The organism is Streptomyces sp. NPDC091972 (genome assembly GCF_044756385.1).
Classification (GTDB): Bacteria; Actinomycetota; Actinomycetes; order Streptomycetales; family Streptomycetaceae; genus Streptomyces.
On sequence record NZ_JBIVSV010000001.1, the window covers coordinates 915,092 to 941,070 of the forward strand.

General features: G+C 70.9%; 24 protein-coding genes, 2 pseudogenes and 2 riboswitches. Of the genes and pseudogenes, 11 read left to right on the top strand and 15 right to left on the bottom strand.

Features of this window, described 5'->3' with window-relative positions:
• Positions 1–46: 46 nt before the first annotated feature.
• From ACIQJT_RS04305 to ACIQJT_RS04315, 3 genes are all read right to left on the bottom strand, one after another.
• The gene (locus ACIQJT_RS04305; RefSeq protein WP_402639706.1) at positions 47–268 is read right to left on the bottom strand and encodes a helix-turn-helix domain-containing protein; all 222 of its coding nucleotides are present in this window, start codon (positions 266–268) and stop codon (positions 47–49) included.
• A complete protein-coding gene (locus ACIQJT_RS04310) occupies positions 268–759 on the bottom strand; it encodes a DUF2975 domain-containing protein (protein WP_402639708.1) in 492 nt (163 codons plus the stop codon). Before ACIQJT_RS04310 ends, ACIQJT_RS04305 begins: the two co-directional genes overlap by 1 nt.
• Before the next feature lie 167 nt (positions 760–926).
• On the bottom strand, positions 927–1,349 hold the full coding sequence (locus ACIQJT_RS04315; RefSeq protein ID WP_402639710.1) for a MarR family winged helix-turn-helix transcriptional regulator: 423 nt from the start codon (positions 1,347–1,349) through the stop codon (positions 927–929).
• Between the two features lie 61 nt (positions 1,350–1,410).
• Here ACIQJT_RS04315 and ACIQJT_RS04320 point away from each other — a divergent pair, with 61 nt between their 5' ends.
• Positions 1,411–2,214 (top strand): alpha/beta fold hydrolase, encoded by an 804-nt coding sequence (locus ACIQJT_RS04320; protein WP_402639712.1) that lies wholly within the window; start codon positions 1,411–1,413, stop codon positions 2,212–2,214.
• A 486-nt stretch (positions 2,215–2,700) separates the two neighbouring features.
• On the opposite strand, the gene ACIQJT_RS04325 is transcribed toward ACIQJT_RS04320, so the two are convergent.
• The 10 genes from ACIQJT_RS04325 to ACIQJT_RS04370 form a co-directional block, all read right to left on the bottom strand.
• Positions 2,701–3,759 carry an LLM class flavin-dependent oxidoreductase gene (locus tag ACIQJT_RS04325; RefSeq protein WP_402639714.1) on the bottom strand — a complete coding sequence of 353 codons (1,059 nt, stop codon included), beginning with the start codon at positions 3,757–3,759 and terminating at the stop codon, positions 2,701–2,703.
• Positions 3,760–3,772: 13 nt separating this feature from the next.
• Complete coding sequence (locus tag ACIQJT_RS04330; RefSeq protein WP_402639716.1) at positions 3,773–5,452, bottom strand: dipeptide ABC transporter ATP-binding protein; 1,680 nt, start codon at positions 5,450–5,452, stop codon at positions 3,773–3,775.
• Entirely contained in the window at positions 5,449–6,372 is a 924-nt protein-coding gene (locus tag ACIQJT_RS04335) for an ABC transporter permease (RefSeq protein ID WP_402639718.1), read from the bottom strand. The genes ACIQJT_RS04330 and ACIQJT_RS04335 overlap by 4 nt, the downstream gene beginning before the upstream one ends.
• Positions 6,369–7,328 (bottom strand): ABC transporter permease, encoded by a 960-nt coding sequence (locus ACIQJT_RS04340; protein WP_402639720.1) that lies wholly within the window; start codon positions 7,326–7,328, stop codon positions 6,369–6,371. Before ACIQJT_RS04340 ends, ACIQJT_RS04335 begins: the two co-directional genes overlap by 4 nt.
• Before the next feature lie 3 nt (positions 7,329–7,331).
• On the bottom strand, positions 7,332–8,951 hold the full coding sequence (locus ACIQJT_RS04345; RefSeq protein WP_402639722.1) for an ABC transporter substrate-binding protein: 1,620 nt from the start codon (positions 8,949–8,951) through the stop codon (positions 7,332–7,334).
• A gap of 215 nt (positions 8,952–9,166) precedes the next feature.
• The gene (locus tag ACIQJT_RS04350) at positions 9,167–9,298 is read right to left on the bottom strand and encodes a putative leader peptide (RefSeq protein ID WP_311318808.1); all 132 of its coding nucleotides are present in this window, start codon (positions 9,296–9,298) and stop codon (positions 9,167–9,169) included.
• Between the two features lie 20 nt (positions 9,299–9,318).
• Positions 9,319–9,432, bottom strand: a riboswitch (SAM riboswitch).
• Positions 9,433–9,520: 88 nt separating this feature from the next.
• The gene (locus tag ACIQJT_RS04355) at positions 9,521–10,345 is read right to left on the bottom strand and encodes a DUF1684 domain-containing protein (protein ID WP_365462479.1); all 825 of its coding nucleotides are present in this window, start codon (positions 10,343–10,345) and stop codon (positions 9,521–9,523) included.
• Positions 10,346–10,414: 69 nt separating this feature from the next.
• On the bottom strand, positions 10,415–11,338 hold the full coding sequence (locus ACIQJT_RS04360) for an LLM class F420-dependent oxidoreductase (protein WP_365462481.1): 924 nt from the start codon (positions 11,336–11,338) through the stop codon (positions 10,415–10,417).
• Positions 11,339–11,431: 93 nt separating this feature from the next.
• A complete protein-coding gene (locus ACIQJT_RS04365; protein ID WP_402639725.1) occupies positions 11,432–12,832 on the bottom strand; it encodes an NtaA/DmoA family FMN-dependent monooxygenase in 1,401 nt (466 codons plus the stop codon).
• Positions 12,829–13,935: an LLM class flavin-dependent oxidoreductase gene (locus tag ACIQJT_RS04370; RefSeq protein ID WP_402639727.1), complete on the bottom strand. Its 1,107-nt coding sequence runs from the start codon at positions 13,933–13,935 to the stop codon at positions 12,829–12,831. Before ACIQJT_RS04370 ends, ACIQJT_RS04365 begins: the two co-directional genes overlap by 4 nt.
• A 514-nt stretch (positions 13,936–14,449) precedes the next feature.
• Here ACIQJT_RS04370 and ACIQJT_RS04375 point away from each other — a divergent pair.
• From ACIQJT_RS04375 to ACIQJT_RS04405, 7 genes and pseudogenes are all read left to right on the top strand, one after another.
• Positions 14,450–14,821, top strand: a complete 372-nt coding sequence (locus tag ACIQJT_RS04375) for a hypothetical protein (RefSeq protein WP_402639729.1) — start codon at positions 14,450–14,452, stop codon at positions 14,819–14,821.
• Between the two features lie 161 nt (positions 14,822–14,982).
• Positions 14,983–16,251 (top strand): sulfite oxidase, encoded by a 1,269-nt coding sequence (locus ACIQJT_RS04380; RefSeq protein WP_365462487.1) that lies wholly within the window; start codon positions 14,983–14,985, stop codon positions 16,249–16,251.
• Between the two features lie 34 nt (positions 16,252–16,285).
• A pseudogene (locus ACIQJT_RS04385) lies at positions 16,286–16,715 on the top strand (hypothetical protein); the annotation flags it as partial.
• Positions 16,680–16,785: riboswitch (SAM riboswitch) on the top strand. Its footprint overlaps the pseudogene before it by 36 nt.
• 300 nt (positions 16,786–17,085) lie before the next feature.
• Positions 17,086–17,337: pseudogene (locus tag ACIQJT_RS04390) on the top strand (amino acid ABC transporter permease); the annotation flags it as partial.
• A gap of 101 nt (positions 17,338–17,438) precedes the next feature.
• Positions 17,439–18,530: an LLM class flavin-dependent oxidoreductase gene (locus ACIQJT_RS04395; protein ID WP_402639731.1), complete on the top strand. Its 1,092-nt coding sequence runs from the start codon at positions 17,439–17,441 to the stop codon at positions 18,528–18,530.
• A complete protein-coding gene (locus tag ACIQJT_RS04400; RefSeq protein WP_402639733.1) occupies positions 18,523–19,665 on the top strand; it encodes an LLM class flavin-dependent oxidoreductase in 1,143 nt (380 codons plus the stop codon). The genes ACIQJT_RS04395 and ACIQJT_RS04400 overlap by 8 nt, the downstream gene beginning before the upstream one ends.
• 191 nt (positions 19,666–19,856) lie before the next feature.
• Positions 19,857–20,666 (top strand): class I SAM-dependent methyltransferase, encoded by an 810-nt coding sequence (locus ACIQJT_RS04405; RefSeq protein WP_402639735.1) that lies wholly within the window; start codon positions 19,857–19,859, stop codon positions 20,664–20,666.
• A 5-nt stretch (positions 20,667–20,671) separates the two neighbouring features.
• Here ACIQJT_RS04405 and ACIQJT_RS04410 read toward each other — a convergent pair whose 3' ends face one another.
• Complete coding sequence (locus ACIQJT_RS04410; RefSeq protein ID WP_402639737.1) at positions 20,672–21,070, bottom strand: VOC family protein; 399 nt, start codon at positions 21,068–21,070, stop codon at positions 20,672–20,674.
• A 247-nt stretch (positions 21,071–21,317) separates the two neighbouring features.
• Here ACIQJT_RS04410 and ACIQJT_RS04415 point away from each other — a divergent pair, with 247 nt between their 5' ends.
• Entirely contained in the window at positions 21,318–21,467 is a 150-nt protein-coding gene (locus ACIQJT_RS04415) for a hypothetical protein (RefSeq protein ID WP_185806283.1), read from the top strand.
• Positions 21,468–21,672: 205 nt separating this feature from the next.
• Positions 21,673–22,530 (top strand): oxygenase MpaB family protein, encoded by an 858-nt coding sequence (locus ACIQJT_RS04420; protein ID WP_402639739.1) that lies wholly within the window; start codon positions 21,673–21,675, stop codon positions 22,528–22,530.
• 164 nt (positions 22,531–22,694) lie between these two features.
• Here the strand turns inward: ACIQJT_RS04420 and ACIQJT_RS04425 are convergent, their stop codons facing one another.
• Complete coding sequence (locus ACIQJT_RS04425) at positions 22,695–23,714, bottom strand: LacI family DNA-binding transcriptional regulator (RefSeq protein WP_365462499.1); 1,020 nt, start codon at positions 23,712–23,714, stop codon at positions 22,695–22,697.
• Between the two features lie 262 nt (positions 23,715–23,976).
• Between ACIQJT_RS04425 and ACIQJT_RS04430 the strand changes: the two genes are divergently transcribed.
• Entirely contained in the window at positions 23,977–25,950 is a 1,974-nt protein-coding gene (locus ACIQJT_RS04430; RefSeq protein WP_402639742.1) for a glycoside hydrolase family 127 protein, read from the top strand.
• Positions 25,951–25,979 lie beyond the last annotated feature (29 nt).

Here is a 25,979-nt window from a genome sequence, read left to right on the forward strand (position 1 = left end):
CCGGAGGACGGCACTGCCTGCGGCCAGGCAGTGAACGCGGGGCACATCATCCGTCCACGGTGTGCTCCGCCTCCCGGCGCAGCAGGTCGCCCGGCCGGCATTCGAGCACCTCGCAGAGCGCGGCGAGCGTCGCGAAGCGTACCGCCTTGGCACGGCCGTTCTTGACGACCGCCAGGTTGGCGGGGGTGATCCCCACGCGTTCCGCGAGCTCGCCCACGGACATCTTCCGCTGTGCCGGCACCACATCGATGTCGACGGCGATCGGCATCAGATCACCTCGGCCAACTCGGCCTGCATCTGCGCTGCTTCGGCGTCCCGTGCGACGGCCTGGGCGAGCAGCGTCCGCAGCACGTACACGATGAGCGCGACACCCAGGATGGCCATCCCGAGCCCGCCCATGATGACGGTGACACCCGGGTCGTCCCGCTGGCCCGGCGCGTTGACGGCCGTGACCGCGAACCACACGAGGGCGGCCGACACGATTGCGCCGATCACACCGTCGACGTACCGGAAGGCGGCGTGGGAAAACACGGTTCCGCGTCGCACCATCGAGACCAGCCGCCCTACGCAGACCACGGCGACCTGGACCGACACCATGCCGAGGATCGTGATGACGCGCAGCGAGGTCAGGGGGAGGGATCCGTCCTCGGGGTCCTTTCCGCCGACCAACGCCCACACCATCAACGCCTGAAGGAACAGGGTGCCGGTGAACACCCCCACGAGCATCGCACGCAGTGCGTGGACAGCCAGCTTTCCCATGACTCACCTCTCCATCGAATCGCGATGGAAAGCTATCGAATATCGATAGGTGGAGCAAGGGGGAAGTCCTGTTCTCCGGGAGGTGGCCCTCTGGCCCTCTGGGGGGCCGGGGTGACGCCCCGTCTCGGTCGCCCCCAGGTCCGCCTCGGTCGGCCCTACAACCCGCCTCAGTCCGCGTCCCGCTCCCCGGTGAGGCGCCGGAGCAGGTCGAGCAGGGTGGCGCGGTCCGCGTCCGGCAAGGGGGAGAAGCATTCGGCGAGCACCTCGTCGGCCACCTTGTGGCCGGCCGACAGGACCTGTTCGCCAGCGGGCGTGAGGTGGTGTTCGATGCGCCGTCCGTGTCCTGGCCTGCGTTCGACGAGGTCCTGGGCCGTGAGGCGGCCGGCGAGGGTGCCGAAGGCCTGCTCGGTCTGGAAGGTCGCTGCGGCCAACTCGCGCGCGGACGCGCCGGGGGAGCGGCTGATTGCGCGCAGTGCGTCCCACTGGGCCAGTGTCGTGCCGACGGCCTGGAGGGCGCTGTCGAGGGCTCTGTGTTGTCGGTACTGGGCCTGCTTGACCGCTCTGCCGAGTTCTTGCAGCTCACCGTGCATGAGACGAGTCTACGGCATAACCAAGCTAGCTTATATAAGCATCTTTAGTTAGGGTGGTGGCATGTCCACAGATCCAGCGGCAGCATCAGCCGCCTACGCCGACCTGCCCCTCACCCTGTCCGAGGCCGGAACGGGAAGGCCGGTCCTCGTTCTGCACGGTGGCGGAGGCCCCGCCACCGTCGCGGGCCTGGCCGACCACCTCGCCGGCACCGTCCACACGATCACCCCCGTGCACCCCGGCTGGGAGGGCACCCACCGTCCGGCATGGCTCACCGGCATCGACGACCTCGCCCTCGCCTACCTGAACCTTCTGCGTGAACGCCACCTGAGCGACGTCCTCGTCGTCGGTTCCTCACTCGGGGGCTGGACGGCCGCCGAGATGGCCCTGCGCGACACCGAGGGACTCATCACCGGGCTCGTCCTGATCGACGCCGTGGGCGTGCACGTCGAGACGGAACCGATCACCGACTTCTTCGCCCTGGACGCCCGCGGAGTCGCGGAGCACTCCTGGCACGACCCCGACCGCTTCTACCTCGACCCGGCCGACATTCCGGCCGACGAACTCGCGCGGAGGCAGGCCAACATGGCGACCATGCGCATCCTTGCCGGCGAACCGTACATGCACAGCCCCACGCTGTTGTCCCGGCTCGGACAGATCCGGGTGCCCGCCCTGCTGCTCTGGGGTGAGAGCGACCGTGTCGTCACCCCTGCCTACGGCGCCGCGTACGCCGAGGCGTTCGGCGACGGCCGGCTGGAGGTCATCCGCGGGGCCGGTCACCTTCCGCAGATCGAGCAGCCGGAGGCCACCTTCGCCCTGATCGACGAGCATCTGCGCCGGACGGGCGGCCCCTTGCGTCAGCGCTGAGCGATCTCCGTACGTCCGGTCAGCCGCCCCTGAGCGGGGGCGATATGACGGCGAGCGGGGTCGCCAAGACTGCCACCATCAGTCGGTCGGTCGCGGCATGTGTCGGCGTGCACCGAGGACCTGGTGGAGATGATGACGAAGCTCGTCAACGACAAGGAGGACGCCGGCACCGTCGCAAAGAAGTGGCTGACAAAGGCCGGCCTCGCGACCTGACCCATCGCTCGACTGTCACATCACCTACAGGAGTGGCGACAGCACCCCGAAAGAAGGACACAGATCCCGACGTCACCGCTGAAGCGCACCTTGCCGGTGTCATCCCGCGGCGCGAGGTCGAGGTCGGGGATCGCGTGGTTGGCGGCTGCCTTCGGGACCACGGTGCAGTGGGCGGTGGCGGCACTTCTTACGCCCCGCCGGGGAAGGGGCGGGACTCGGCGAACGGCTCGCGGGTGTGCACCTCGAGCCGAACCGGGTGCTCGGGACCAGGGCTCACCGGCCCGCCTCCTGAAGCGCCGGGGAAGCGGGGTACCAGCCCAGCTCGGGGGCGATCAGGTGCCGGACGTCGTGCAGGATCTGCTCGTACTCCTCCCGGTGGAACTCGTACGGCAGCTCCAGGCGCAGCTCCGACACCTGCGCGAGGACGGGATCGGCCGTCAGTTGTTCCAGGATCTGGTCCGCGGTGCCGACGATGTCCGGGGCGAACAGGATCCGCTTCCCGCCCAGTGCCGCCACCGTCCGGGGCTTCAGGGTGCGTTCGTGCCGACTGGCGGCGTAGTCCCGGTAGCGGGCCCGGGTGACCGCGTCGGCGCTGTCGAACGGCACGATCACCCGCCCGAGCGCCACCCGCGCCCCTGTCCGGTCGGCGCCCAGGCTGCGCCGGTACTCGGAGAGCAGGTTCAACTGGGCGGTGGTGAAGTCGTCGGTGTCCTCGCCGGAGACGATGTTGCCGGACAGCAGGTTGAGACCGTTCTCGGCGGCCCAGCGGACCGAGCGCAGGCTGCCTGCGCCGTACCAGATCCGCTGCACCAGACCGGGGTTGTGCGGCTGCAGCCGCGGCCGCTGGACGTTGCCGGGCGAGTGGATCACGGTGTCCGGGCCGCCGAGGTAGTCGCCGCGCAGGTTGTCGACGAGGCGGGCGATCCTGCCGTACGACAGGTCGAAGGTGCGCCAGTCGCCGTCGTACACCAGGTCGCCGAGCAGGTCGGCGTGCGGCATGCCGGTACTGAAGCCGACCTGGAGGCGACCGCGGGACAGTACGTCGGCCAGCGCGAGGTCTTCGGCCAGGCGGAAGGGGCTCTCGTAGCCGATGGGGATGACCGCGGTGCCCAGCTCGATCCGCTGGGTGCGCTGGCCGGCCGCGGCGAGGAATACGGCAGCCGAGCCGACGCCGTGTTCGAGGTGGCGCTGGCGGATCCAGGCGCCGTCGAAGCCGAGGCGTTCGCCGTACTCGAAGAGTTGGAGTGTTTCCTCCAGGCCGGTGTAGGGGTCGTCGTCGGCGAAGTTGCCCGGGGTGAGAAGGGCCAATGAGGTGATGGTGGGCGTGCTCATGCGACCGTGCTCCTCAGCTCGTGGTGGTCTTGGCGGCGGGGGCGGAGAGGCGGCCGCCGGGGATGGCCGCGAGCAGCTCGCGGGTGTACGCGTGGCGGGGGCGGGTGAACAGTTCCTCCGGCGGGCCCGTCTCGACGACGCGGCCGGCCCGCATGACGGCGACTTGGTGCGCGATCTGGCGTACGACGGCCAGGTCGTGGGAGATGAAGAGGTAGGCCACGCCTGTGTCGGCCTGCAACTCGGCCAGCAGGTCCAGGACTTGGGCCTGAACGGACACGTCGAGCGCGGAGACCGGCTCATCGCAGACCACCAGGTCGGGGGAGAGGGCGAGAGCGCGGGCGATCGCCACGCGCTGCCGCTGACCGCCGGACAGCTCCGCCGGGCGGCGCTCCAGCGTCGCGGCCGGAAGGGCCACCCGGTCGAGCAGATCGCGGGCCCGGGCGAGCCGGGAGGCGCGGTCGCCGATCTTGAAGGCGCGCAGCGGTTCGGTGATCACCTCGCCGATGGAGAAGCGGGGGTCGAGGGAGGCGTAGGGGTTCTGGTAGACGAGCTGGGCGCGGCGGCGCAGTTGCCTGGCCCGGGCGCCCTTGGCGGTGGTGACGTCGGTGCCGTCGAAGAGGATCTGTCCGGCGGTCGCGTCGGCAAGGCGGAGAATCAGGCGGGCGGTGGTGGACTTGCCCGAGCCCGACTCGCCGACCAGGGCGAAGGTCTGGCCTCGGTGGAGGGTGAGGCTGACGTCGTCGACGGCGCGCAGCGTGCGGGGGCCGTCCCCGGTGCGGGGCAGCCTGAACTCCTTGACCAAGTTGCGGACTTCGACCAGGGGTGCGGTGTCCGGCTCGGGGACGGTGGCGGCCGGGGTTCGGGGCCGGGCGGTGGTCAGGCTGGGGGCGCCGGCCAGCAGGTGCCGGGTGTAATCGTCCTGCGGGTCGGCCAGGATGTCTTGGGTGGGGCCCGCCTCGACGACCTTGCCCTGGGACATCACCACCAGCCGCTGCGCCCGGTCGGCGGCGACCCCGAGGTCGTGGGTGACGAGCAGGACCGCGGTGCCGGACTCCTCGGTCAGGCGATGGAGATGGTCGAGGATGACCCGCTGCACGGTGACGTCGAGCGCGCTGGTGGGCTCGTCGGCGATGATCAGCTCGGGTTTCGCGGCGATGGCGATGGCGATCAGGGCGCGTTGCCGCATGCCGCCGGACAGTTCGTGCGGGTACTGCCGGGCCCGGACGGCTGCGTCGGGCAGTCCGGCCCGGTCCAGGACGGCGATCGCCTCCGCGGGGGCCGAGCGGCGGGTTGCGAGACCGTGGATGCGCAGCACTTCGGCGACCTGGTCGCCGATGCGCTTGACGGGGTTGAGGGAGACCGTCGGATCCTGGGGGACCAGTCCGATACGTGCCCCGCGGACGGTGCGCAGTTCCGCCTCCGGCAGGGTGGCCAGGTCGTGTCGGCCGAAGCGGACGGTGCCCGCGTCGATACGGCCGTTCGCCGACAGGAGCCGGGTGATCGCGTGCGCGGTCGTGCTCTTGCCGGAGCCGGACTCGCCGACCACCGCGGTCACCTGACCCGGCCACACGTCGATGTCCACGCCCCGGACGGCCTCGACCGTGCCGCCCCGGGTGCGGTACGACACCGACAGGCCGCGGATCTCCAGCAGTGGTGTGGTCACGTCCTCACCGTTCTCACGTTCGTCGGTCATCGTTGCCGGGACCATTCGCCGTCCAGCGCCCGGGCGATGCGGTTGGTGGCCAGTACGGTCGCGGCGATCGCCAGGCCGGGCAGTGCGGTCAGCCACCAGGCGTTGGCGAGGTAGTTGCGGCCGTCGGAGATCAACGTTCCCCATTCCGGGGCCGGCGGGGGAGCGCCGTAGCCGAGGAAGCTCAGGGCAGACACGGCCAGGATGGAGGAGCCGAAGTCGAGGGTGGCCAGGACGATCACCGGGCCCGCCGCGTTGGGCAGCACATGGCGGCCCAGTACCGAGTACCAGCGTGCTCCGCTGGCGCGTGAGGCCTCGACGAAGACGGCCTGCCGCACCCGCAGCACCTCGGAGCGCGCCACCCGCGCGAACGCGGCGACGCTGGCGATGCCGACCGCGACCGCCACCTTCACCGTGCCGTAGCCCAGCGCGGTGACCAGGGCCAGGGACATGAACAGCGCGGGGATGGACAGCAGCACGTCGACGAAGCGCATCAGCACGTCGTCCACCCACCGGCCCACGAACCCCGCGACCACCCCCAGCAGCCCGCCGACCACGAACGCCACCAGCACCGCGATCAGCGTTGCCTTCAGGGACAGTTGGGCACCGTGGACGACCCGCGAGAACACATCGCGGCCCAACTCGTCGGTGCCGAACCAGTGACTGCCGCTCGGAGCACGGAAGTTCTGCGACGGCACGCCCTTCAGTGGGTCCTGCGAGGTGAACAGGTCCGGCCGGAACGAGGCCAGCACCACCAGCACGAGGACGGTCACGGACAGGAGCAGTCCCGGGCGGCGTACCACGAAGCGCAGCAGCCGTCGTACGTCCACGCGGCGCCCGGGATCAGGCTTCGGCCCCGCCTCGACCGGGCGGGCCGGTCCCAGCGCCGCTTCGGAGGGGTCATCGACAAGGCTCTGGCTCATGTGAGTGCCGCCCTTCTGCCCGAGGCCACCACGATCCGCGGGTCCAGAAGCGGATAGACCAGGTCGATGACCAGGTTCGTCGTCACGAAGATCAGCGCCCCGAACACCACTACCCCTTGGACCAGTGGGATGTCCTGGGCGGTGACCGCCGCCGCGGTCACCCGGCCGAGGCCGTCGCGGGAGAACACCGTCTCGACGACGACCGAACCGGCGATCAGCTGCCCCACCAGCAGGCCGACGACCGTCAGGGCAGGCAGGGACGCGTTGCGCAGCGCATGCCGCAGATGGACCCGCCACCGTCCGGCGCCCTTGGCCCGCGCGGTCTCCACGTACGCCTGGTCGAGGGCGGTGAGCAGGCTCTTGGCGAGGACCTGCGCGATCTGCGCGCCCGTCGGGACCGCCAGCGTCAGCGCCGGCAATACCAGCCCCTTGAATCCGTCGTTGCCGAACGCCGGGAACCAGCGCAGCCGGAACGAGAACACCTCGACCAGCAGCAGCCCCACCCAGAACGTCGGGACGGACACCCCGAGCGGCGGCAGCGACAGCAGCAGCTGCCGCAGCGAGCGCTGGGCGGTGTATGTCGCCAGCACCGCCAGGCCGCCGCCGAGGAGCACCGCGAGCAACAGGGCCGCGCCGGTCAGCTGAAGCGTCTGCGGCAGCGCGTCGGCCAGCGTCGAGGTCACCGGCCGACCGGTGGACACCGAGTCGCCGAAATCCCCGCGCACTGCCCGGCCGAGGTACTCGGCGTACTGCACCAGCACCGGCTTGTCGAAGCCGTACTCGTGCCGCAGGGCGGCGAGTTGCTCGGGGTCGACCTGCCCCGAGTCCATACCAGCGCCGGCCATCGCCGTGACCGGGTCGCCCGGCAGATAGTCCAGCACCAGGAACGAGACCGTGTAGGCCGCCCACAGCACCCCGACCGCCTGGGCCAGCCGCTTGAACACATAGCGGCGCATGCGCTAGCCGATCCAGGTGTCGTGCAGCTGGAGCCGGCTGGAGGCGTCGAAGTCGAGGTCGTGCACCTTCTTCGCCACGCCCAGCTGGGTCTGGAGCTCGACCACCGGCACGTAGTAGGCGTTCTGCACGATCAACTGCTGTGCCCGGGAGACCAGTTGCCTGCGCTTGGCGGTGTCGACGGTCGCGGCCTGCTCGGACAGCGCGGTGTCGAGCGAACTGGCCGGCAAGCGGTAGAAGTTGGCCAGCTCGGTGGAGAAGGAGCTGCGCAGGATGTCGGGGTCGGCGCGGGTCACGTTGCCCCACACCGCGTCGTAGTCACCCGACTGGAGGGTCGGGGCGAACTGCGTGACCTGGAGCTGCTTGAGGGTCACGTCGACACCGGCGGCCTTGAGCTGCTGCTGGATCAGCTCCAGCGCGGGCTGGTTGGTGGCCGCGTTGGGGAACCACTTGATGGTCAGGCTGAGTTTCTTGCCGTCCTTGGCGCGGATGCCGTCGCTGCCGGTCTTCCAGCCGGCCCCGTCCAGCAGGGACTTGGCCCTGGCCGCGTCGAAGGTCAGGCCGGAGGCGAGGTCGGTGTAGTCGGGTGTGGTGTGCGCAAGAACGCTGGTGGCCGGTTGCGTGCCGGTCGGGAAGACGGTGTCAGCGATCTGCTGCCGGTCGATGGCGTACAGGATCGCCTGGCGCACCTCGGCGTCCTTGAGCAGCGGCCGTGCGTTGTTGAGGCCGAGACCGAACACGACGCCGGGGTTGGCCCGCCGCTGGAGGGTGACCTGGCCGCCCTTGAGGGCCGCCTCGTTGGCCTTGCCGACGCTGGAGACGGCGTCGACCTGGCCGGACTGCAGGCCGCCGGCCCGCACACCCGCCTCCGGCACGACCTTGAACACCAGCTTGTCCAGGTACGCCTCGCCCTTCTTGCTCCACCGCGAGGAACCCCACGCGTATCCCGCGCGCTTGGCCAGGGTGATCGACTGGTTCTGCACGTACTGCTTCAGTACGAAGGGCCCGGACCCGATCACCCCGTCGCTGCACTTCTGCTGCGGGGTCCTCTGCACGCTCGCCGACGACTCGATCCCCAGCGAGTGCGTCGAAGTGGCCTGCAAAAACTGGGCGTTGGGCTGGCCGAAGGTCACCTTCACGGTGAGCGGGTCGACCACCGTGGTGCTCTTGACGCCGCTCAGATAGCCCTCGGCGAGCGTCCCCAGGGCGCCGAGCTTCGGCACCGCGTCGAAGTTGTCCTTGACCACCTGAGCGGTCAGCTTCGAGCCGTCGCTGAAGGTAACGCCCGAGCGCAGACGGAAGGTGAACGTCGTGGCGTCGGGACTGACGTCCCAGCTCCTCGCCAGCCACGGCACGATCTTGCCGGTCTTGGGGTCCTGGTCCGTCAGGGAGTCCACGGTCTGGCGCACCGCGTAGATGGTCTCGTTGCTGGCGACCTGCTGTGGATCCACGCAGCCGGCGTCCGAACCCACCGCGAAGGTCAGGGTGCCACCGGGCTTGGGCTGCCCGGAGCCGCTGCCGGAATCGCCGCCGCCGGAGCCGCAGGCGGCCAGCAGCACACTGGTGGTCACCAGGACGGTCAGTGCCGCCCACCGGGAGGTTCTGGCATGGGAAAGTGCAGTCACGGAGGGTTTCTCCTACTCGTGTCACCAGGCACGGACGCCGTACGAGGCATGGCCGTGCGTGGGCGTGCGGTCCCGGCCGGCGCGACGCCGGTGCCGGGGAGCGCTGTGCAGACGGGGGTCACGGGAAAAGGGAGGATCAAAGACAGGCGGAGATCAGGCGCAGACGGGTGCGGCGACGACAGATGTCGTACTGCGGCCTGCGGCGGGAAGTCCCGTCAGGCCTGACAGAGACAGCTGGTCGAGCGCTTGAGGTCGATGTGGCGCCGACGCGAGAGCCGGGAGAACACGGTGGCGCCGGCGAAACGGGCGCTGAGGTCACCACCGTGCCGCATATCGGTCCTCCACATGATTCGGCCCCGGTCACGGGGCCACGCGCTTGCGGAGATCGTCGGTGATCCCGCCGGGCTTTCACCTGGAGCACCCCACCGCGTGGGAGGGTTGCCGGTCAGCGAGCCAGGGCTTGACGCTGACACTCAATGCCGTTCGTGATCGTACGGAGTGGTCTTGTCGTACGTCAATGGCGTCAAGGGACGCCTCGTCAGGGCAGTCGGGGCGCGAGTGCGTCCGGCTCAGGAGCCGCCGCGCTCGCGGGGGATCTTCTGGCCGGCCTCGATCGCCACGGGCAGCCGGTTCTCGGCCGGGGGCAGCGGGCAGGTGGCCAGGTCCGTGTAGGCGCACGGCAGGTTCGTGGCGCGGTTGAAGTCCAGGACGACCGTGCCGTCGGCGGCGGGCGCTTCGAGGGACAGGGACCGGTTGGCGGCGTAGGTGGTGACCCCGGAGGTTGCGTCGGTGAACAGCACCATCAGCCGTCCCGCACCAGGGCCGGGAAATGCGGTCAGCGACAGCGGGCGCCCGTCGAGCTCGAACTCGACCCTGCCCGGAGCGTCGTACACATGCTCAAGGCCCTCGACCGCGGCGCCCACGGTGGTCGGCCGCGGGGTGTCGAAGGGGATGTACCGGCCAGTCACGACCCAGCGCGGGTCGGGGGCGTAGGCGGGCGTGCCGGTGAAAGCCGTGCGCAGCGGCGCGTCCGGGTGGCGGGGGCGCACGATGTCCTGGCCGCCGCGCTTGGCGACCTCGATGACGGCGTCTCCCCAGACGGCGTCGACGCCGCCGCGCTCGGGAAGCACGCCGAAGCGGTGCTCGCCGCGCACCGGCGTCCCGTCCACGACCAGCTCCTCGCCCTCGTCGAGGTTCACGACGACGCCTTCGGGGCCGGTGTGCCACGAGCCGGGTGCGTCCGGGAAGCGCTGGGGCCGGTCGTCGAGCCAGTGCAGGCCAGTGATCGCCAGGAAGCCGTGCGGGGCGGCGAGCCGGGCCTCCTGGGCGCTGTACCACTCCTGCCAGGTCTCGGTGAAAGCGTGGAGGTCCGTAGTGGTGGCCTCGGTGGTCATGGGGAATCTCCTTTGTGCCGGGGTGCCCTCGGGCAGGGGATCAAGGGGTTGTCGGGCCGACGGGTGTACTCAACCGGCCAGTTCACCGAGGAGCCGCCAGGTCCGTCGACGATCGGCTCCTCCCGCGATTTCAGTGACCGAGAACACGACCTCGGTGGCGCCGGCGTCGCGGTAACGCCGCACCTCGGCCTCGACGGTCTTCTCGTCGCCGATCACGGCCAGATCGGCGGCCCGTCGGCCGCCGGAGAGTTGGATGACCCGTGCGTAGGACGGGATCTGTTCGTAGAACGCGAGGTTCTCGGTCACCTTTTCCCGCACCTCGTCGACGTCGTCGGTGACCACGCCGGGCACCAGGGCCACGATCCTGGGCGTGGGGCGCCCGGCGGCCTCGGCCGCGGCGGTCAGGGCGGGCACGATGTGGTCCGCCAGGGCGCGCGGTCCCGCCAGATAGGGCAGGATCCCGTCGGCCAGCTCACCGCTTGCCCGCAGAGCCTGCGGCCCCATCGCCGCAACCAGCAGGGGCACACCGCTCTCGGCACCCGGAACCCGCGCCGGGATCGGTGTGGTGGCGATGAGCAGCTCCCCGTGGAAGTCGGCCGTGCCGGTCTCGGTCAACTGTCGTAGCACGGTGAGGAATTCACGCAGCCGGGCGATGGGGCGTTCGAAAGGCAGGCCGAAGCCCGTCTCCGTCAACAGTTTCGTGCCCAGAGCCAGACCGAGGTGATAGCGGCCGTGAGTCGCGGCCTGGGCCGTCTGTGCCTGGCTGGAGACCAGCAGCGGGTGCCGGCCGAAGACGGGGATCGCGGAGGTGCCGACCTGCAGTCCGGGGACCGCCCGTCCGACGATCGCCGCGAGCTGGGGTGAGTCCGCGCCGAAGGTCTGCCCGAACCAGGCCGACGTGAGACCGAACTCAGCGGCCTCTTGGGCCAGTTGCACGGTGGCGTCGACCTGGTTCGACGCGTCGGACGCGTTGAGCGCTACTCCAACAGTCATGTCAGTTCAGAACGGGCGTCGGCCGGACCCGCATTCCGGTCCGCGTGTGACAGCTTCTTGTCAGTCATGTGTACAAGGGCCGGCTCCGGGGGCTCAGCCCGCCTGTCGTCGGTCCGGTGCGGACCGGTGGGTGAGGGGTGCGCGCAGGCCGAGGTTCTCGCGCAGGGTGCTGCCGGTGTATGCGGTGCGGTAGATGCCGCGTTCCTGCAGTTCTGGGACGAGCAGGTCGACGATGTCGTCGAGGCCGTCGGGGATGAGGTACGGCGTGACGTTGAAACCGTCGATCGCGCCGTGCCGGACGAAGCGGGCGAACTTGTCTGCCAGACCGGACGGAGTGCCGACGTGCCCGCGCTGCGGCCCGAGTGCGATGACGGTCTCACGCAGCGACCAGCCGTGTGCCTCCGCCTTCGCCCGCCATTCGGCCACGACGGCACGCGGGTCGGCGATGCGCCGGGCACCGAAGGAGCCGTCGTTCTCCGTGACGACGGGGTCCTCCTTGGGCAGGGGCCCGTCGGCGTCGCGGTCGGACAGGTCGATGCCCCACAGCAGCCCTGCGATCCCCAAGGCCGTGGCCGGGGTGACCTGTTGCAGCCGGATCCAGCGCTTCTTCTCCCGGGCCTCCTCTTCGGTGGCGCCGATGATGATCTCGGTGCCGGGCAGGATCCGCAGATCGTCGTCGGGCCGCCCGACCGCGCGCAGCCGGCGCCGGATGTCGTCGGCGAAGGCCAGTGCGTCGTCGAAGTCGGTGCCGTGCGCGGAGAAGATGACGTCGGCGTTGCGGGCGGCGAAGTCGCGTCCCTCGCCGGAGTCACCGGCCTGGAAGATCACGGGGTGGCCCTGGGCGCTGCGCGGCAGGGTCGGGGCGAGGTCGACGTCGAACTGCGGTCCCTTGTGGCGCACTCGGTGTGCGGCACCGGGCCCCGACCAGGCGGGCGCGCCGACGGAGTCGGCGACTGCGCCGTCCTCCCAGCCGTCCCACAGGGCGCGGGCCACGGTGAGGAACTCTTCGGCACGCCGGTAGCGGTCGGCGTGGTCGAGGTAGCCGCCGCGCCGGAAGTTCGCGCCGGTCCAGGCGTTGTCCGTGGTCACCACGTTCCAGCCGGCGCGGCCCTCGGAGAGCAGGTCCAGGCCGGACAGGCGGCGAGCCAGATCGGCGGGTTCGTTGAAGGTGGAGTTGGAAGTGGAGACGAGACCGATGCGACGGGTGACCGCGGCCAACGCCGCGAGCTGCGTGATGGCGTCCGGCCGTCCGGCCACGTCGAGATCGTGGATCCTGCCGTCGACCTCGCGCAGCCGCAGGCCCTCGCCGAGGAAGAACGCGTCGAACAGGCCGCGTTCGGCGGTCTGGGCGACCTTGCGGAAGGAGGCAGGGTCGATCTGGGAGCCGCTGTCGGGGGCGGACCAGATGGTCCAGTGGTTGACGCCCTGGAAGAACACCCCGAAGTGGAGCTGGGCGTGCGGCCGGGGGACGTCGAGGGGGTCGGTGCGGGTCATCGGGCGTCCTCCTGGGCGGCCACGGCAGCGGCGGCGAAGCGATTGGCGGGGCGCTCCAGACCCAGGGTCGAGCGCAGGGACGTACCGGGCAGCGGACGGGCGACGAGGCGCCGTTCGGACAGCGCGGGCAGGACGAGGCGGGAGAGGACGGGCAGGTCCTCGTCCAGCACCAGTGGATGCAGTCGTACACCGTCGACGTGACGGCTCAGTTCACCCAGGAGAGCGACGAGTCGGTCTGCGGCACCGATGTGCCGCAGCCTTCCCCGGTCACTCCACGTCCCGTGTCGTTCCAGGTCGGCGACGCGCTCGGCGGCCGTGGCCTCCGGTGTGTCCAGTGCCACCTCGACCTCGGCGAAGACGCGGGGCGTGGCGGGCGCAGCGGCGGCCGTGGCGACCGACGCGAGATCGCGCCCCTCGACGAGAGCGACGTCGAGCTGTGCGGCGGGAACCCGGTCCGGTCGGCCCAGGACGACGAGCTGTCCCTGTGGCGGGCGCGGCACAATCGCCGGGCCCTTGACGGCATACGTGTCACCGGTGAAGTCGATGTAGTGGAGCCGTTCGCGGTCGAGGTAGCGGCTGGTTGCCACGGACCGGATGACCGCGTCGTCCTCCCACGAGTCCCACAGGGCGCGGGCCACCTCCACCCCGTCCCTCGACTCCCGGGCCAGCGCGTCGGCGCCGACGACCAGGGGGCGCCCCCAGGCACGGGCCGCCTCGGGACGCTCCTCCTCTGTCACCACCCACCCGGCGCGACCGGCGGAGATGTGGTCCAGGGACGCCAACTGACTGGCGACATGGAACGGTTCGGCATACGTCACCGGGACGACGGGCGCGATCCCGATGGTGCTCGTCGACGCCGCTACGAAGGCCGCCCGCTCCACCGCGCCGATACGGCCCACCGGATCCGGTGCGGCACCGGGGGGCAGTACGCCGTCTTCCAGGGTGATCAGGGTGAAACCGGCGTTCTCGGCGATGGCGGCGACCTGGGCCACGCGGCGCGGGGTGAGCAGCTGATCGGGGGAATGGGCGGCGCGGCGCCAGGCCGCGGGGTGGGCGCCGTCGCCGTCGAGCTCGACGGCGAGGTGCAGGGCAGGGCCGGACAATGGGGGTTCCTTCCGGGAACACGAGAACACAGGAACGCGAGAACGCGCGGCCATAGGCCACGAGAGACAGCCCGCAAGACGGCAGGCGGAGGTCAGGCGTGTACGGAAGGACAGACGGCGGAGGAGGTGCGGCAGTAGTCGACGTGCCGCCGGGTGATCAGCCACGCACCAGTGCACGCACCGCGTGGTGCCGCGCCCAGTACGTGCATCGAAGCCTCCACCTGTCAGCGAGTTTCCCCTTCAACGTACGTCGTCCGCCCCGCTGAATGTCAAGGTCGACCATGGGCGCAGGGCCGTCCAGCCCGCTGGGAGGTGGGCTCCCTGAGGCACCGGGCATGGAGTCACCGCAGCACTGCGGGAGGACGGTGCTGAGTGCGGCCCGCCGCTTCTTCGCGCTGCAGGAGGAGCAGCGGCTGGAGATCGAAAACCTCGACTCGCTGCGGCTCCACGGCTACACGCGCACCGGCACCGCGTACACGGGGGCAGTACCGACCGGCGTGAGCAGACTGCCGAGATGCTGGGCGGTCTCGCGGACCCACGCCAGCACGGCTTCGTCGTCAACGGCCTCCTGCACGAGCTGCGCAAACGGAAGATCATCGGCCCTGACTACACCGGCACCAAGCTCCGCGAGAACCTCGGACTCGAACCGCCGGCCCGCGACACGGCACCCGCCGGGTCTGACCCGAGCCACGCCCGGGACCGGCAGGGGCCGGGCGCGGCACGCAGCTACGCCGTATCCCAGCCAACTACTGCGGTCAGCAGCCTCGTTGACACCGACTGGACGACATGCTTGCATCGCGTCATGTCTCCGCAGGAGCCTCTGACCCGTCGCCGCGCCGTGGACCTTGTCCGAGTGGCCGCCGCGCTGTGTCGGTTCCCTGACTGACCGGTTTCCCCGGGTTCCCTGCTTCGACGCTCTTCGACGGCCTTGTCACGCATGCGCCGGCGGTCGCCGTCCGCGCAGCCCTGCCGAGGACGTTCCCTCGCGCGCCGGTGCCCCGCTCCGCCCGGCCCCTTCCCTCATCCACGACCCATGACGGGACAACCATGTCCGCTGCCGGTTCCGCCGCCCACCACGAGATCTCCTACGACCGCCGCAGGCTGCGCCAGTGGCTCGCCGGGGAGGCCCGAGCGGAAGGGGTCACGCGGCGCCGGCTGCTGACGCTGCTGGCCGCGACCGCAGCCACCGCACTCCCCGTGCCACACCCCGCTCGCGCCGCCGACTCTCCGATCCTCAAGCCGCTGCCGCCCGAGTCGTTCATCCCACGCGGCACCAATGCCGAGACCCGCTGGGAGGCGCTGCGTGGAACCGGCCACCACACCCCCAACGCCCTGTTCTTCGTCCGCAACCACACCGCGACACCCGTCCTGGACGCCGCCGACTGGCGGCTGAGACTGTGGGGTGACGGGCTGCGCGGCACACCCACCGAGGACAGACCGGTGGAGTTCGGGTACGACGATCTGCGCGCCCTGCCCGCCGTCACCCGGACCGCCTTCGTCGAGTGCGCCGGAAACGGCCGCAGCTACTACGCGACCCAGCAGGGCGAGACGGTCGCAGGCACCGCGTGGACGCTGGGCGCGGTCGGCGTCGCGCGCTGGCGCGGCGTGCGCCTGGCCGACGTGCTGCGCAGGGCCGGGCTGTCCCCGTACGCGGTGGACGTGCAGCCCCGTGGCCTCGACGCCGAGTACGTCAGCGGTGGCGAGAGCCTGGGCCGGGTGCGTCGACCATTGCCGCTGGCCAAGGCGCTGGACGACGTGCTGCTCGCGTACGAGATGAACGGTGAGCCGCTTCCGTACGACCACGGGTACCCGGTGCGGGTGCTCGTGCCCTCGTGGGTGGGGATCGCCTCGATCAAATGGGTCGGTGACATCGAGGTGTCGGCGCAGCCGCTGTACTCGCCGTGGAACACCACCTTCTATCGGCTGTTCGGCCCCGCCTACCCGCAGGAGGGCAGTACGCCGCTCACCCGGCAGACGATCAAGAGCGCCTTCGAGCTGGCGAGCGGCGCGACGTTCCCGGCGGGGGAGAGTCAGGTGCTGCACGGTCGGTCCTGGTCGGGTGCGGGCGCCGTCGTGCGGGTCGACGTCAGCACCGACGGTGGGACGACATGGCGGCGGGCCCGACTGCACGACCGACCGCGTTCCGGCACCTGGACGCGCTGGTCCGTCCCCTGGACACCTGGTACGCCCGGCCCGACACATCTGCTGGCACGCGCCACGGACACGGCGGGCCGCACCCAGCCGGACACCGCAACGTTCAACACGCAGGGCTATCTGTTCAACGCGGTGGTGCGCCACCCTGTGACGGTGCTCTGACGCCGGCATGCCTTCCCAGGACGACGACGATCTTCTGGCGACCATCAAGACCGAGCACTGGTCCGGGCGGATCGTCAGCACCCACGCCCCGGACATCATGCGCGACATCGAGGCGGTCGAGCGGATGTGGGCGCAGGGCATCGAGGAGGCCGCGCAGCACGCCGGATCGGCCGGTGGCGAGCCGGTGGCACGTGACACGGCACTTGGTCCTGTGGTCCTACGCCCGTCGGCTCGCCGCCCGTCCCGCCTTCGGCGGCCACCTCGACCCAGACGGCATCGAGTGCCGTCACCACGCCCGCTGCCAGGGCCTGGAGGCGGCCGGAGCGGCCGTGCGGATACTGGACTGGGCGGCCCACACGTTAGCCGTTCCACCTGGTGGACCAGCGTTGACATGCGTTCGGACAATTGTCTTAACTACGGCCCAGAACGGTCATGATTGTCTGCGACAAGCCCTGGCTTGCTGACCGGCAACCCTCGCTCCGTGGTGGGGTGCCCCGTAAACGCGAGGCCCAACGGGCCGGAACAGTGATGGTGACGCCATGTACGCAGCTCCCAGGACGGCCACGCGCCGCCCCCAGGGCTGCGTACCGTCGTACGCGAACCTGTTCGTCGCCGATCATGCCGTCGATCTGCTCCGCGTGAACAGCGCACTGTGTAGCGCACCGGGCTGTGCCCGCTGTCGGGGCTGACACTTCCCCGCAGCCCAGTACTCCCTGACGAACACCGCCCGTGCGGTGTGCCGTTGTCCTCCCTGCTCCCCGGTACCTCGTCGTCGTGTGCGTCCCTTCATGTCGCCGCGCTTCCGGGGATGTACCCACCCAGCCGGAGCCCACCATGAGTGAACCCCCTGGCGACACCGTCACCCTCCCCGAGACGCCGACCGCCGACCAACCAACGAAAGCCCTCACTGCCCAGCGAGTTGTGCCGCAGCGGAGCCCCGGACGCTGGATCGCCACCGCGGTAGTGCTGGTCCTGGTCACCCAGTTCGTGCACGGACTGGTCTCCAAGCCCTTCTCCAGCGCGGTGTTGGGCCTGATCGGCGGCTTCGTGCTCGCCCTGGCCCTGCTGTCGAAGAGCCCCGTGCTGGAGGGACAGGGTGTCTTCCGCACCGACTACGAGGGCCCGACGCTCCGCGACCACCTCGGCCTCGCCCACCCGGACAAGGCGTCCGACGAAGGGGCGGCGTCGTGAAGTTCCTCGCGATCACCCTTATCGTGCACCGCCCGGACCCGGTCACCGGGGTGCGGAAGTCCACACATGGCAGGTTCCGCGAGGTCCTCGACAACGCCCTGCTCGCCGAGGAGCTGGGCTTCGACGGCTTCGGCGTAGGGGAGCGGCACGAGCGGCCGTTCATCTCCTCGTCCCCGACCGTCGTACTGAGCCATGTGGCGGCCCTGACCAAGCGGATCCGCCTGTTCACGGCCGTGACCACGCTCAGCCTGCTGGACCCGGTCCGCGCGTACGAGGACTACGCCACCCTCGACCATCTCTCGGGCGGCCGCCTCGACCTGATCATCGGCAAGGGCAACGGCGCCGCCCAACGCGACCTGTTCAACGTCACGCCCGAGGACCAGTGGGACCGCAACGCCGAGAGCTACGAGGTCTTCCGGAAGATCTGGCGCCAGGACAAGGTCACCGCCGACACCCGCTTCCGTCCTCCGTTGACCGACGCCGAGGTGTGGCCGCGGCCGTACCAACAGCCGGTCCGGGTCTGGCACGGCAGCGCCACCAGCAAGGAGTCGGTCGAACTCGCCGCCCGCTACGGCGACCCGCTGTTCTCCGCCAACGTCACCAACCCCATAGAGCCGTACGCCGAGTTGATCCGCCACTACCGCGAGCGCTGGGAGTTCTACGGCCACGACCCGGCGCAGATCGCCGTCGGCGCCGGCACCGCGGGCATCCATGTCGCCCCCACCTCGCAGGAGGCGCTCGCCGCGTACCGGCCGATCTTCGAGGCCAACCTGGCCTTCTTCAAGAAGGCCGGCCTGCCGGTGGTCTTCGAGACCCTGGAGGACTTCGTCGAGCGCAGCTCGGCGCTGATCGGCAGCCCCCAACAGGTCGTCGACAAGGTGCACCGCTACCACGAGCAGTTCGGCCACACGGTCGTCCACCTGCACGCCGACGCGGGTGGGCTGCCCGAGTCCCGGCACCGCGCCTCCCTCGAGCTGTTCCAGTCCAAGGTCGCCCCCGTGCTGCGCCGCGAGATCCCCGATCCGCCGTTCGCCTGGGGCCCCGTGCTTCCGGCATCACCGATCACCCAGGAGTCCGTCCGTGTCTGACATCTCCCTCGGCGTCCTCGACCTGGTCCCGGTCTCCTCCGGATCGACGGCAGCCGACGCCCTGCGCAACTCCATCGACCTCGCGCAGCAGGCCGAACGCCTCGGATATGCCCGCTACTGGTTCGCTGAGCATCACCTCAATCCCGGCGTGGCCGGAACCTCCCCCGCCGTCGTCCTGGCGCTGACCGCATCCGCCACCTCCACCATCCGGCTCGGCTCCGGGGCCGTGCAGCTCGGGCACCGCACAGCGCTGTCCACGGTGGAGGAGTTCGGCCTGCTCGACGCACTGCACCCGGGCCGCTTCGATCTGGGCCTGGGCCGCTCGGGCGGCCGCCCGCCGGGGCAGCCGGCCGCACCGTTGCCGACGGCGACCCCCGTCGTCGACGGCCGCACCCCGAACGGCCTGCTGATCCCACCCCGCTTCTCCTTCGAGCATCTGCTCGGCTCACCCCGCATCGCGCTGCAGCGCAGGCTGCTCCTGCTGCCGGGCGCCGAGTCACAGGACTACGCCGAGCAGATCGACGACATCCTCGCCCTGCTGGCCGGCACCTACCGCTCCGCGGAGGGCGTCGAAGCGCACGTCGTGCCAGGGGAGGGCGCCGACGTGGAGGTGTGGATCCTGGGCAGCAGCGGGGGTCAGAGCGCCGAGGTGGCGGGCGGCAATGGTCTGCGGTTCGCGGCCAACTATCACGTCAGCCCGGCCACGGTCCTGGAGGCGGTGGAGGGCTACCGGTCCTTCTTCCAGCCCTCCGAGTTCCTCGAAAAGCCGTACGTCAGCGTCTCGGCGGACGTCGTCGTCGCCGAGGACGACGCAACGGCCCGGGAACTCGCCACCGGCTACGGCCCGTGGGTGCGCAGCATCCGTACCGCCGAGGGCGCCATCGAGTTCCCGACGCCGGAGGAAGCGCGTGCCCACGCATGGACCGACGAGGACCGGGCCCTGGTCCAGGACCGCCTCGACACTCAGTTCGTAGGCTCGCCGGGCCGGGTCGCCGACCAACTGGAACAACTGCAGGAGGCCACGGGCGCGGACGAGCTGCTCATCACGACGATCACCCACGACCACACGGACCGGGTCCGTTCGTACGAACTGCTCGCGGAGGAATGGCGCCGACGGGGGCACTCCTTCCAGTAGTGAAGGCCCGCGCCGCCGACGTAGCCCTGGAGTGCGACAACGTTCTCCCAGAAAAGAGGACGCGGATCCCTCGACACCGTCGCCGACCTCCAGGGTTGCATCGGCTGACCGTGCGCGTTGGATCAGCGGGGCGGCGAAGGCGCTCGGGATCAGCCAGGAACCGAACCGACGCGGCGCGCGTCTCCCGCACCATGATCTCCAACGAGCATCCAGAGCACGTGAGATCCGCCGGGCTCGACTCGCCGGCCGCGGTGACCGGGCATCCGTCGAAGGTCAACGACTACGACAGCTTCGCCGAGGCCTACACGGCCGAGAACGAAACCAACCTGATCAACGCACACTACGAACGGCCCGCGATGCTGGACCTCGCCGGAGACGTGGCCGGGCGGCGCGTCCTGGACGCCGGCTGCGGGTCTGGGCCGCTGTTCGAGGCGTTGCGCGAGCGTGGTGCCGTCGTGAGCGGTTTCGACACGAGTGCCGGGATGGTGGAGCTGGCCCGGCGGAGGCTCGGCGAGGGCGCTGACCTGCAAGTGGCGGACCTGGGCGGTCCGCTCCCTTACCCGGATGACACGTTCGACGACGTGGTGGCCTCCCTGGTGCTGCACTACCTGGAGGACTGGGGACCGCCGCTGGCCGAGCTGCGACGGGTCCTCAAGCCCGGCGGGCGACTGATCGCCTCTGTCGACCATCCCTTCGCCATCAACCTCATGCACCGCCAGGCCGGCCGCGAGGGCGAGTACAACTACTTCGACACCACCAACTGGACCGAAGAGTGGACCATGGGCGGACGGAGCGCGCTGATGAGTTTCTGGCACAGGCCGCTGCACGCGATGACCGAGGCGTTCACCGGAGCCGGTTTCCGTATCACGGTCATCAGCGAGCCGGAGCCTGATACAGCCGCCCGCGAACTGTTCCCCGAAGCCATCGCGGCCAAGCCCCGCTTCTTGTGCTTCCTGTTCTTCGTTCTGCACGCCGACCAGTACCCGGGCACACCCGGGTAAGGGTGTCAGGCCCCCGGACCGGAACCCGTCCGCACGAACAGGCAGAACGGGTGTCCCACCGGGTCGCGCAAGACTCGTACATCGTCCTGGGGCTGGAAGTCCGCCATGCTCGCTCCCAGGGCGAGAGCGTGATCGACAGCTGATGACAGGTCGTTCACCTCGATGTCCAGATGCATCATCATCTGCTGCCCGGAGTCGCGGGTGGGCCATTGCGGGCGTTGGAAGAGCGGCTCTGTCTGGAAGGACAGCGCGGCCGTGCCGTCGGGCGACACGATCTCGACCCAGCCCGGTTCCTCCTTCCGCGTCCGCCACCCGAGCAGACCGCGGTAGAACCGCGCGAGCTCACGCGCGTCCGGTGCGTCAAGGGTGGTCGCGGCCAGGGTGAAACGCGGTTGCGACTTCATGCGGTAGTGCTGCCCCGTGTCGCCGCTGTCAGGCCCGTCGGGACAGGTCTGGCGTCCCCACCGGCAGCACGGCCGAGATCCACGTCCTGCGGCCGGCGGTCACGCCGAAGCCGTGGCGGGAAGGAGCGGCGCCGACGCGGCGTCCTGACCTCTCTCCCGAGGGGTGGGACGGCCGGCCCGGGGTAGCCGCGTCTGTACGAAGGCCTGGTCGTACAGGAGTTGTCGTCGATCTCTCGGAAGGACAGTCATGCCTGGCATGTTGGAGAAGATCAAGCAGTTCAGCAGGAGCCCGCAGGGCCGGCGTGCCGCGGAGCAGGTGCGCCGTGCCTCGGCCGATCCGCGACGCCGGGCGCAGGCGCGCCAACTGCTCGGCAAGCTCCGGGGGCGGAGCCACTGAGACGGGCAGCAGTGAGGCCTCCGCGCCTCCACGCCTCAGCATCTCCACGCCTCCGCGTCTCCGGGCTGTCCGCGCGAGTGCTGTGCGGGCCGCCCGGAGGCGACAGTGGAGAACTGCGGACCCCGGCCCGCATCCGTACGCACCACCGCTGACGAAGAATGGTGAGCAGCGTGCTCACCAGGGGCCGGGAAGGAGGCGCGCGCTGATGACTGACCTCCGTGATCGACTGGGCAGGGCCGTGTTCCGGCGCGTGGCGGGCCCGGACGGCCCGGCCAACCGTGCCCGGATCCACGACACTCCGGGCCCCCGGTGGTTCGGTCCGGAGCGTCCCATCCGCACGGTCCACGGTGACGCGTCGATGTTCATCGGCGGGCTGAGCGCTCTCCTGCTCCAGTCCCTGCATCCGCTCGCCATGGCCGCCGTGTCCGCGCACTCCGGGTTCCGCGGTGACCCGTGGGGACGGTTGCAGCGCACCAGCACCTTCCTGGCCGTCACGACGTACGGCACCGCGTCCGACGCCGAGGAGGCCGTCGCGCGGGTGCGCGGCATCCACGAGCGGGTGCGCGGGACGACGGCCGACGGACTCGCGTACCACGCCGCGGACCCGCACCTGCTGGGCTGGGTGCACGCGGCCGAGACCGACAGCTTCCTGCGCGCGCACGAACGCTACGGAGCCCGGCCGCTCGACGCGGCGGGCTACGACGACTACGTGGCCGACACCGCACGGGTCGCCGAGGCGCTGGGCGTGGTCGATCCGCCGCGCGACCGCGAGGCCCTGGCCGGGTGTCTGGCCACGTACCTGCCGGAGCTGCGGGCCACCCCGGACGCCCGGGCCGCCGCCCGGTTCCTGCTGCTGCACCCACCCGTGCCGCTGGCCGCGCGGCCGTTCTACGGCGTCCTCGCGGCGAACGCGGTCGCACTGCTGCCGCCGTGGGCACGGAGGGTGCTGCACCTGCCCCGGCTCCCGGTGGTGGAGGGGCTCGCGATACAGCCCTCCGGTCTCCTGCTCACCCACACGATCCGCTGGGTCATGACGCCCGGGGCACGCTCGCGGGCGGAGTGAGCAGCGGAGGAGTGGGGCGCGGAGGAATGGGGGCCGCGGCGGAGCGAGGCGTGCAAGCGGGAGCTGCGGGGACGGCCGAACGCGCACGTCGCGGCTCCTCCCGTGCACCGCCTGCGAGAAAAGGGTTTCCCAACGCGCGGGCGGTGGGACCGCGCGGCAGTGCCTCAGGACGACTCGCGCACCACGAGCCGGCACGGGACGGTGTGCCGGCCGGGCTCGGGCCGGGCCCCGATGGCGTCCAGCAGCCGCAGGGCGGCCTGGCGGCCGATCTCGGAGAGGTCGGTGTCGATCGTGGTGAGCGGGGGCCGGCAGGCCAGGGCCATGATGTCCCAGTTGTCGTAGCCCACGATCGCGACCCTGCCCGGGACGTCCACGCCGTTCTCGCGCAGGGTGTCGGCGACGCCCCGGGCGATCTGGTCGTTGCCGCAGAAGAAGGCGTCCGTGTCCGGGGCGATGCGCAGGACCGCCTCCGCCGCGCGGCGCCCCCACGCCTCGCTCCACTCGCCGAAGTGGACGCGTCCGGTGGCGAGTTCGAGCGAGGAGCGTTCGAGCAGCTCGACGGTGTGCCGGGCACGGTCCTGGGCGGCCGCGTGATGTGCCGGGCCGGTGACGTGCGCGATCCTGGTGCGCCCGGTCGCCAGCAGGTGGTCGACGGCCAGCTTGGCTCCGCTGCGGTCGTCCGAGACCACGGAGATGTCGTCCGGGTCCGTGGACGGCGAGAGCGCGTAGACCGTCGGGATCGGCTCGATGCCCTTCAGGGGCGGCCTGGGGTCGGTGCGGCGGCCGGTCACGATGATGCCGTCCACCCGCCGGTCCATGAGGTTGCGCAGATGGTGCTGCTCGCGGATGGCGTCGCCGCGTGTGTCGCACAGCAGCACGGAGATCTTCCCGGCGCCGAGCGCGTCCTCGGCACCGAGGAGGACGGGGGTGCTGAACCGGCCGATGCCGTCGGTCGTCATCAGTCCGACGGTCCAGCTGCGGCCGGTGTGCAGGCTCTGCGCGTGCTGGTTCGGGCGGAAGTCGAGCTCCTCCACGGCGGCCAGGACCCGTTGCCGTGTCTCGGGCCGCATCCTGCCGTTGCCGTTGAGCGCCTTCGAGGCCGTTCCGACGCTGACGCCGGCCAGCCTGGCCACATCGGCGAGTTTTGCCCGTCCGGTGGAGGGAGAACCCGGAGCAGCGGTCACGCGCAATCCTTTTCCTGATGGGTGTGAGTCTGCAACATCCTGGCACCATTCCCCGTCGTCGGCCAGTCCCCGCTAGGGGAAAGAAATACCGCGGCGTACCTCTTGACTCGTGCGCACCGGCTCTCTACTTTTCCGGGCAGAAAAACGTTTTCCCAAAGCGGGTTCGAGAGGCGGTCCACCGTCTCACCGACGCCGCGGTCACCGGGGCACCGACAGTGCACCGTATCCCCGGCCCGCTCCCCATCCAACCGTTCGGAGAGCCATGCCCGACCCCCGTTCCGCCGTGCCCTCCTCCGTGTCGCCGGCCCTGCCCGGCCGGCCGGCCGTCGCGTCGGGCCCGGTCCGCCCGGGCCCGGCCGCCAAGGCGGCGCTCGTCCCTGCCGCCGCCGAGGTGCGGGGCGGTTTCTGGAGCACCCGGCGCCGGGTGAACGGGCGGACCTCCATCCCCCAGGGTCCCGGGCTGCTGGAGTCGGCGGGAAACCTGGACAACCTGCGGGTGGCGGCCGGCCTCATCGAGGGCCCGTTCCAGGGCGCGTACCCGTTCGTGGACTCCGACGTCTACAAGTGGCTGGAGGCCGCGTCCTGGCAGCTCGCCCAGGAGCCGTCCGAGGACGAGGGCCCGCTCGCGGCCGACGTGGAGCGCATCGTCTCCCTCGTCGCGGCCGCGCAGCAGCCCGACGGATACCTGAACACCTGGTTCCAGCTCCTCAAGGGCGGCGAGCGCTACCAGGACCTGCGCTGGGGCCACGAGCTGTACTGCGCGGGACACCTCATCCAGGCCGCCGTCGCCCACCACCGGGTCACCGGACGCCGTGAACTCCTGGACGTGGCGGTGAAGTTCGCCGACCACATCGACTCGGTCTTCGGCCCGCCCGAGAGCGGCAAGCCGGTCGACGGCGTCGACGGCCACCCGGAGGTCGAGACCGCCCTGGTGGAGCTCTACCGGGAGACGGGGGAGCGGCGCTACCTGGAGCTCGCCGGCTACTTCGTCGACCGCTTCGGCCACGGTCTGCTGGGCGGCGAGGCGTACTGCCAGGACCGTGTCCCGCTGCGCGAGGCCACCGACGTCGAGGGACACGCCGTACGCCAGTTGTACCTGCTGGCGGCCGCGACCGACCTGGCGACGGAGAACGGTGACACCGAACTGCGCGCCGTCACGGAGCGGTTGTGGGCCGCGATGACCGCCGCCAAGACCCACATCACCGGCGGCCTCGGCGCCCACCACGACGAGGAGGACTTCGGCGACCCGTACGAGCTGCCCAACGAGCGCGCCTACTGCGAGACCTGCGCCGCCATCGCCTCGGTCCAGTGGAGCTGGCGCATGGCCCTGCTCACCGGCGAGGCCCGCTACTCCGACCTGATCGAACGCACCCTGTTCAACGGCTTCCTGGCCGGGGTCTCGCTGGACGGCGAGCGCTGGCTGTACGTCAACCCGCTCCAGGTCCGCGACGGCCACACCGACCCCGGCGGCGACCAGTCGGCCCGCCGCACCCGTTGGTTCAAGTGCGCCTGCTGCCCGCCCAACGCCATGCGGCTGCTGGCCTCCCTGGAGCACTACCTCGCCTCCGGGGACGGCAGCGGCCTCCAGATCCACCAGTACGTCACCGGCCGCTACACCGCCGACGGCGTCACTGTCCGCTGCGAGACCGACTACCCGTGGCAGGGCACGCTCGCCTTCACCGTCGAGGAGACCCCGGCCGACCGGCCCTGGACCCTCTCGCTGCGCATCCCGCAGTGGTGCCGCGAGTACCGGATCAGGTACGGGGACGCGGCGTACGACGGGACGGACGCCCCCGCCACCGACGGCTGGCTGCGCATCGAGCGGACCTGGGCACCGGGCGACCGGGTCGTCCTCGAACTCGCGCTGGCGCCCCGCCTCACCGCCGCAGACCCTCGGGTGGACGCCGTCCGCGGCTGCGTCGCCATCGAGCGCGGACCGCTCGTGTACTGCCTGGAAGGGGTCGACCATCCCGGTGGCGGCCTCGACGACATCGTCCTCGACCCGGCCGGCCCGCTCACCGACGTGCACCGCCCCGACAGGCTGGGCGGCGTGACCACGGTGACGGGCTCCGGGTACCGCCGCCCCCGCCCCGAGGCCGGCTGGTGGCCCTACACCCCGGCCGACGCCCGGCCTTCCGCGACCGAGCACGACCCCGTCGAACTCACCGCCGTGCCCTACTACGCGTGGGCCAACCGCCAGGACGGCAGCATGCGCGTCTGGCTGCCCACCCAGTGAGCCACCCGTCCAGCCCGGCTCCGCACCCG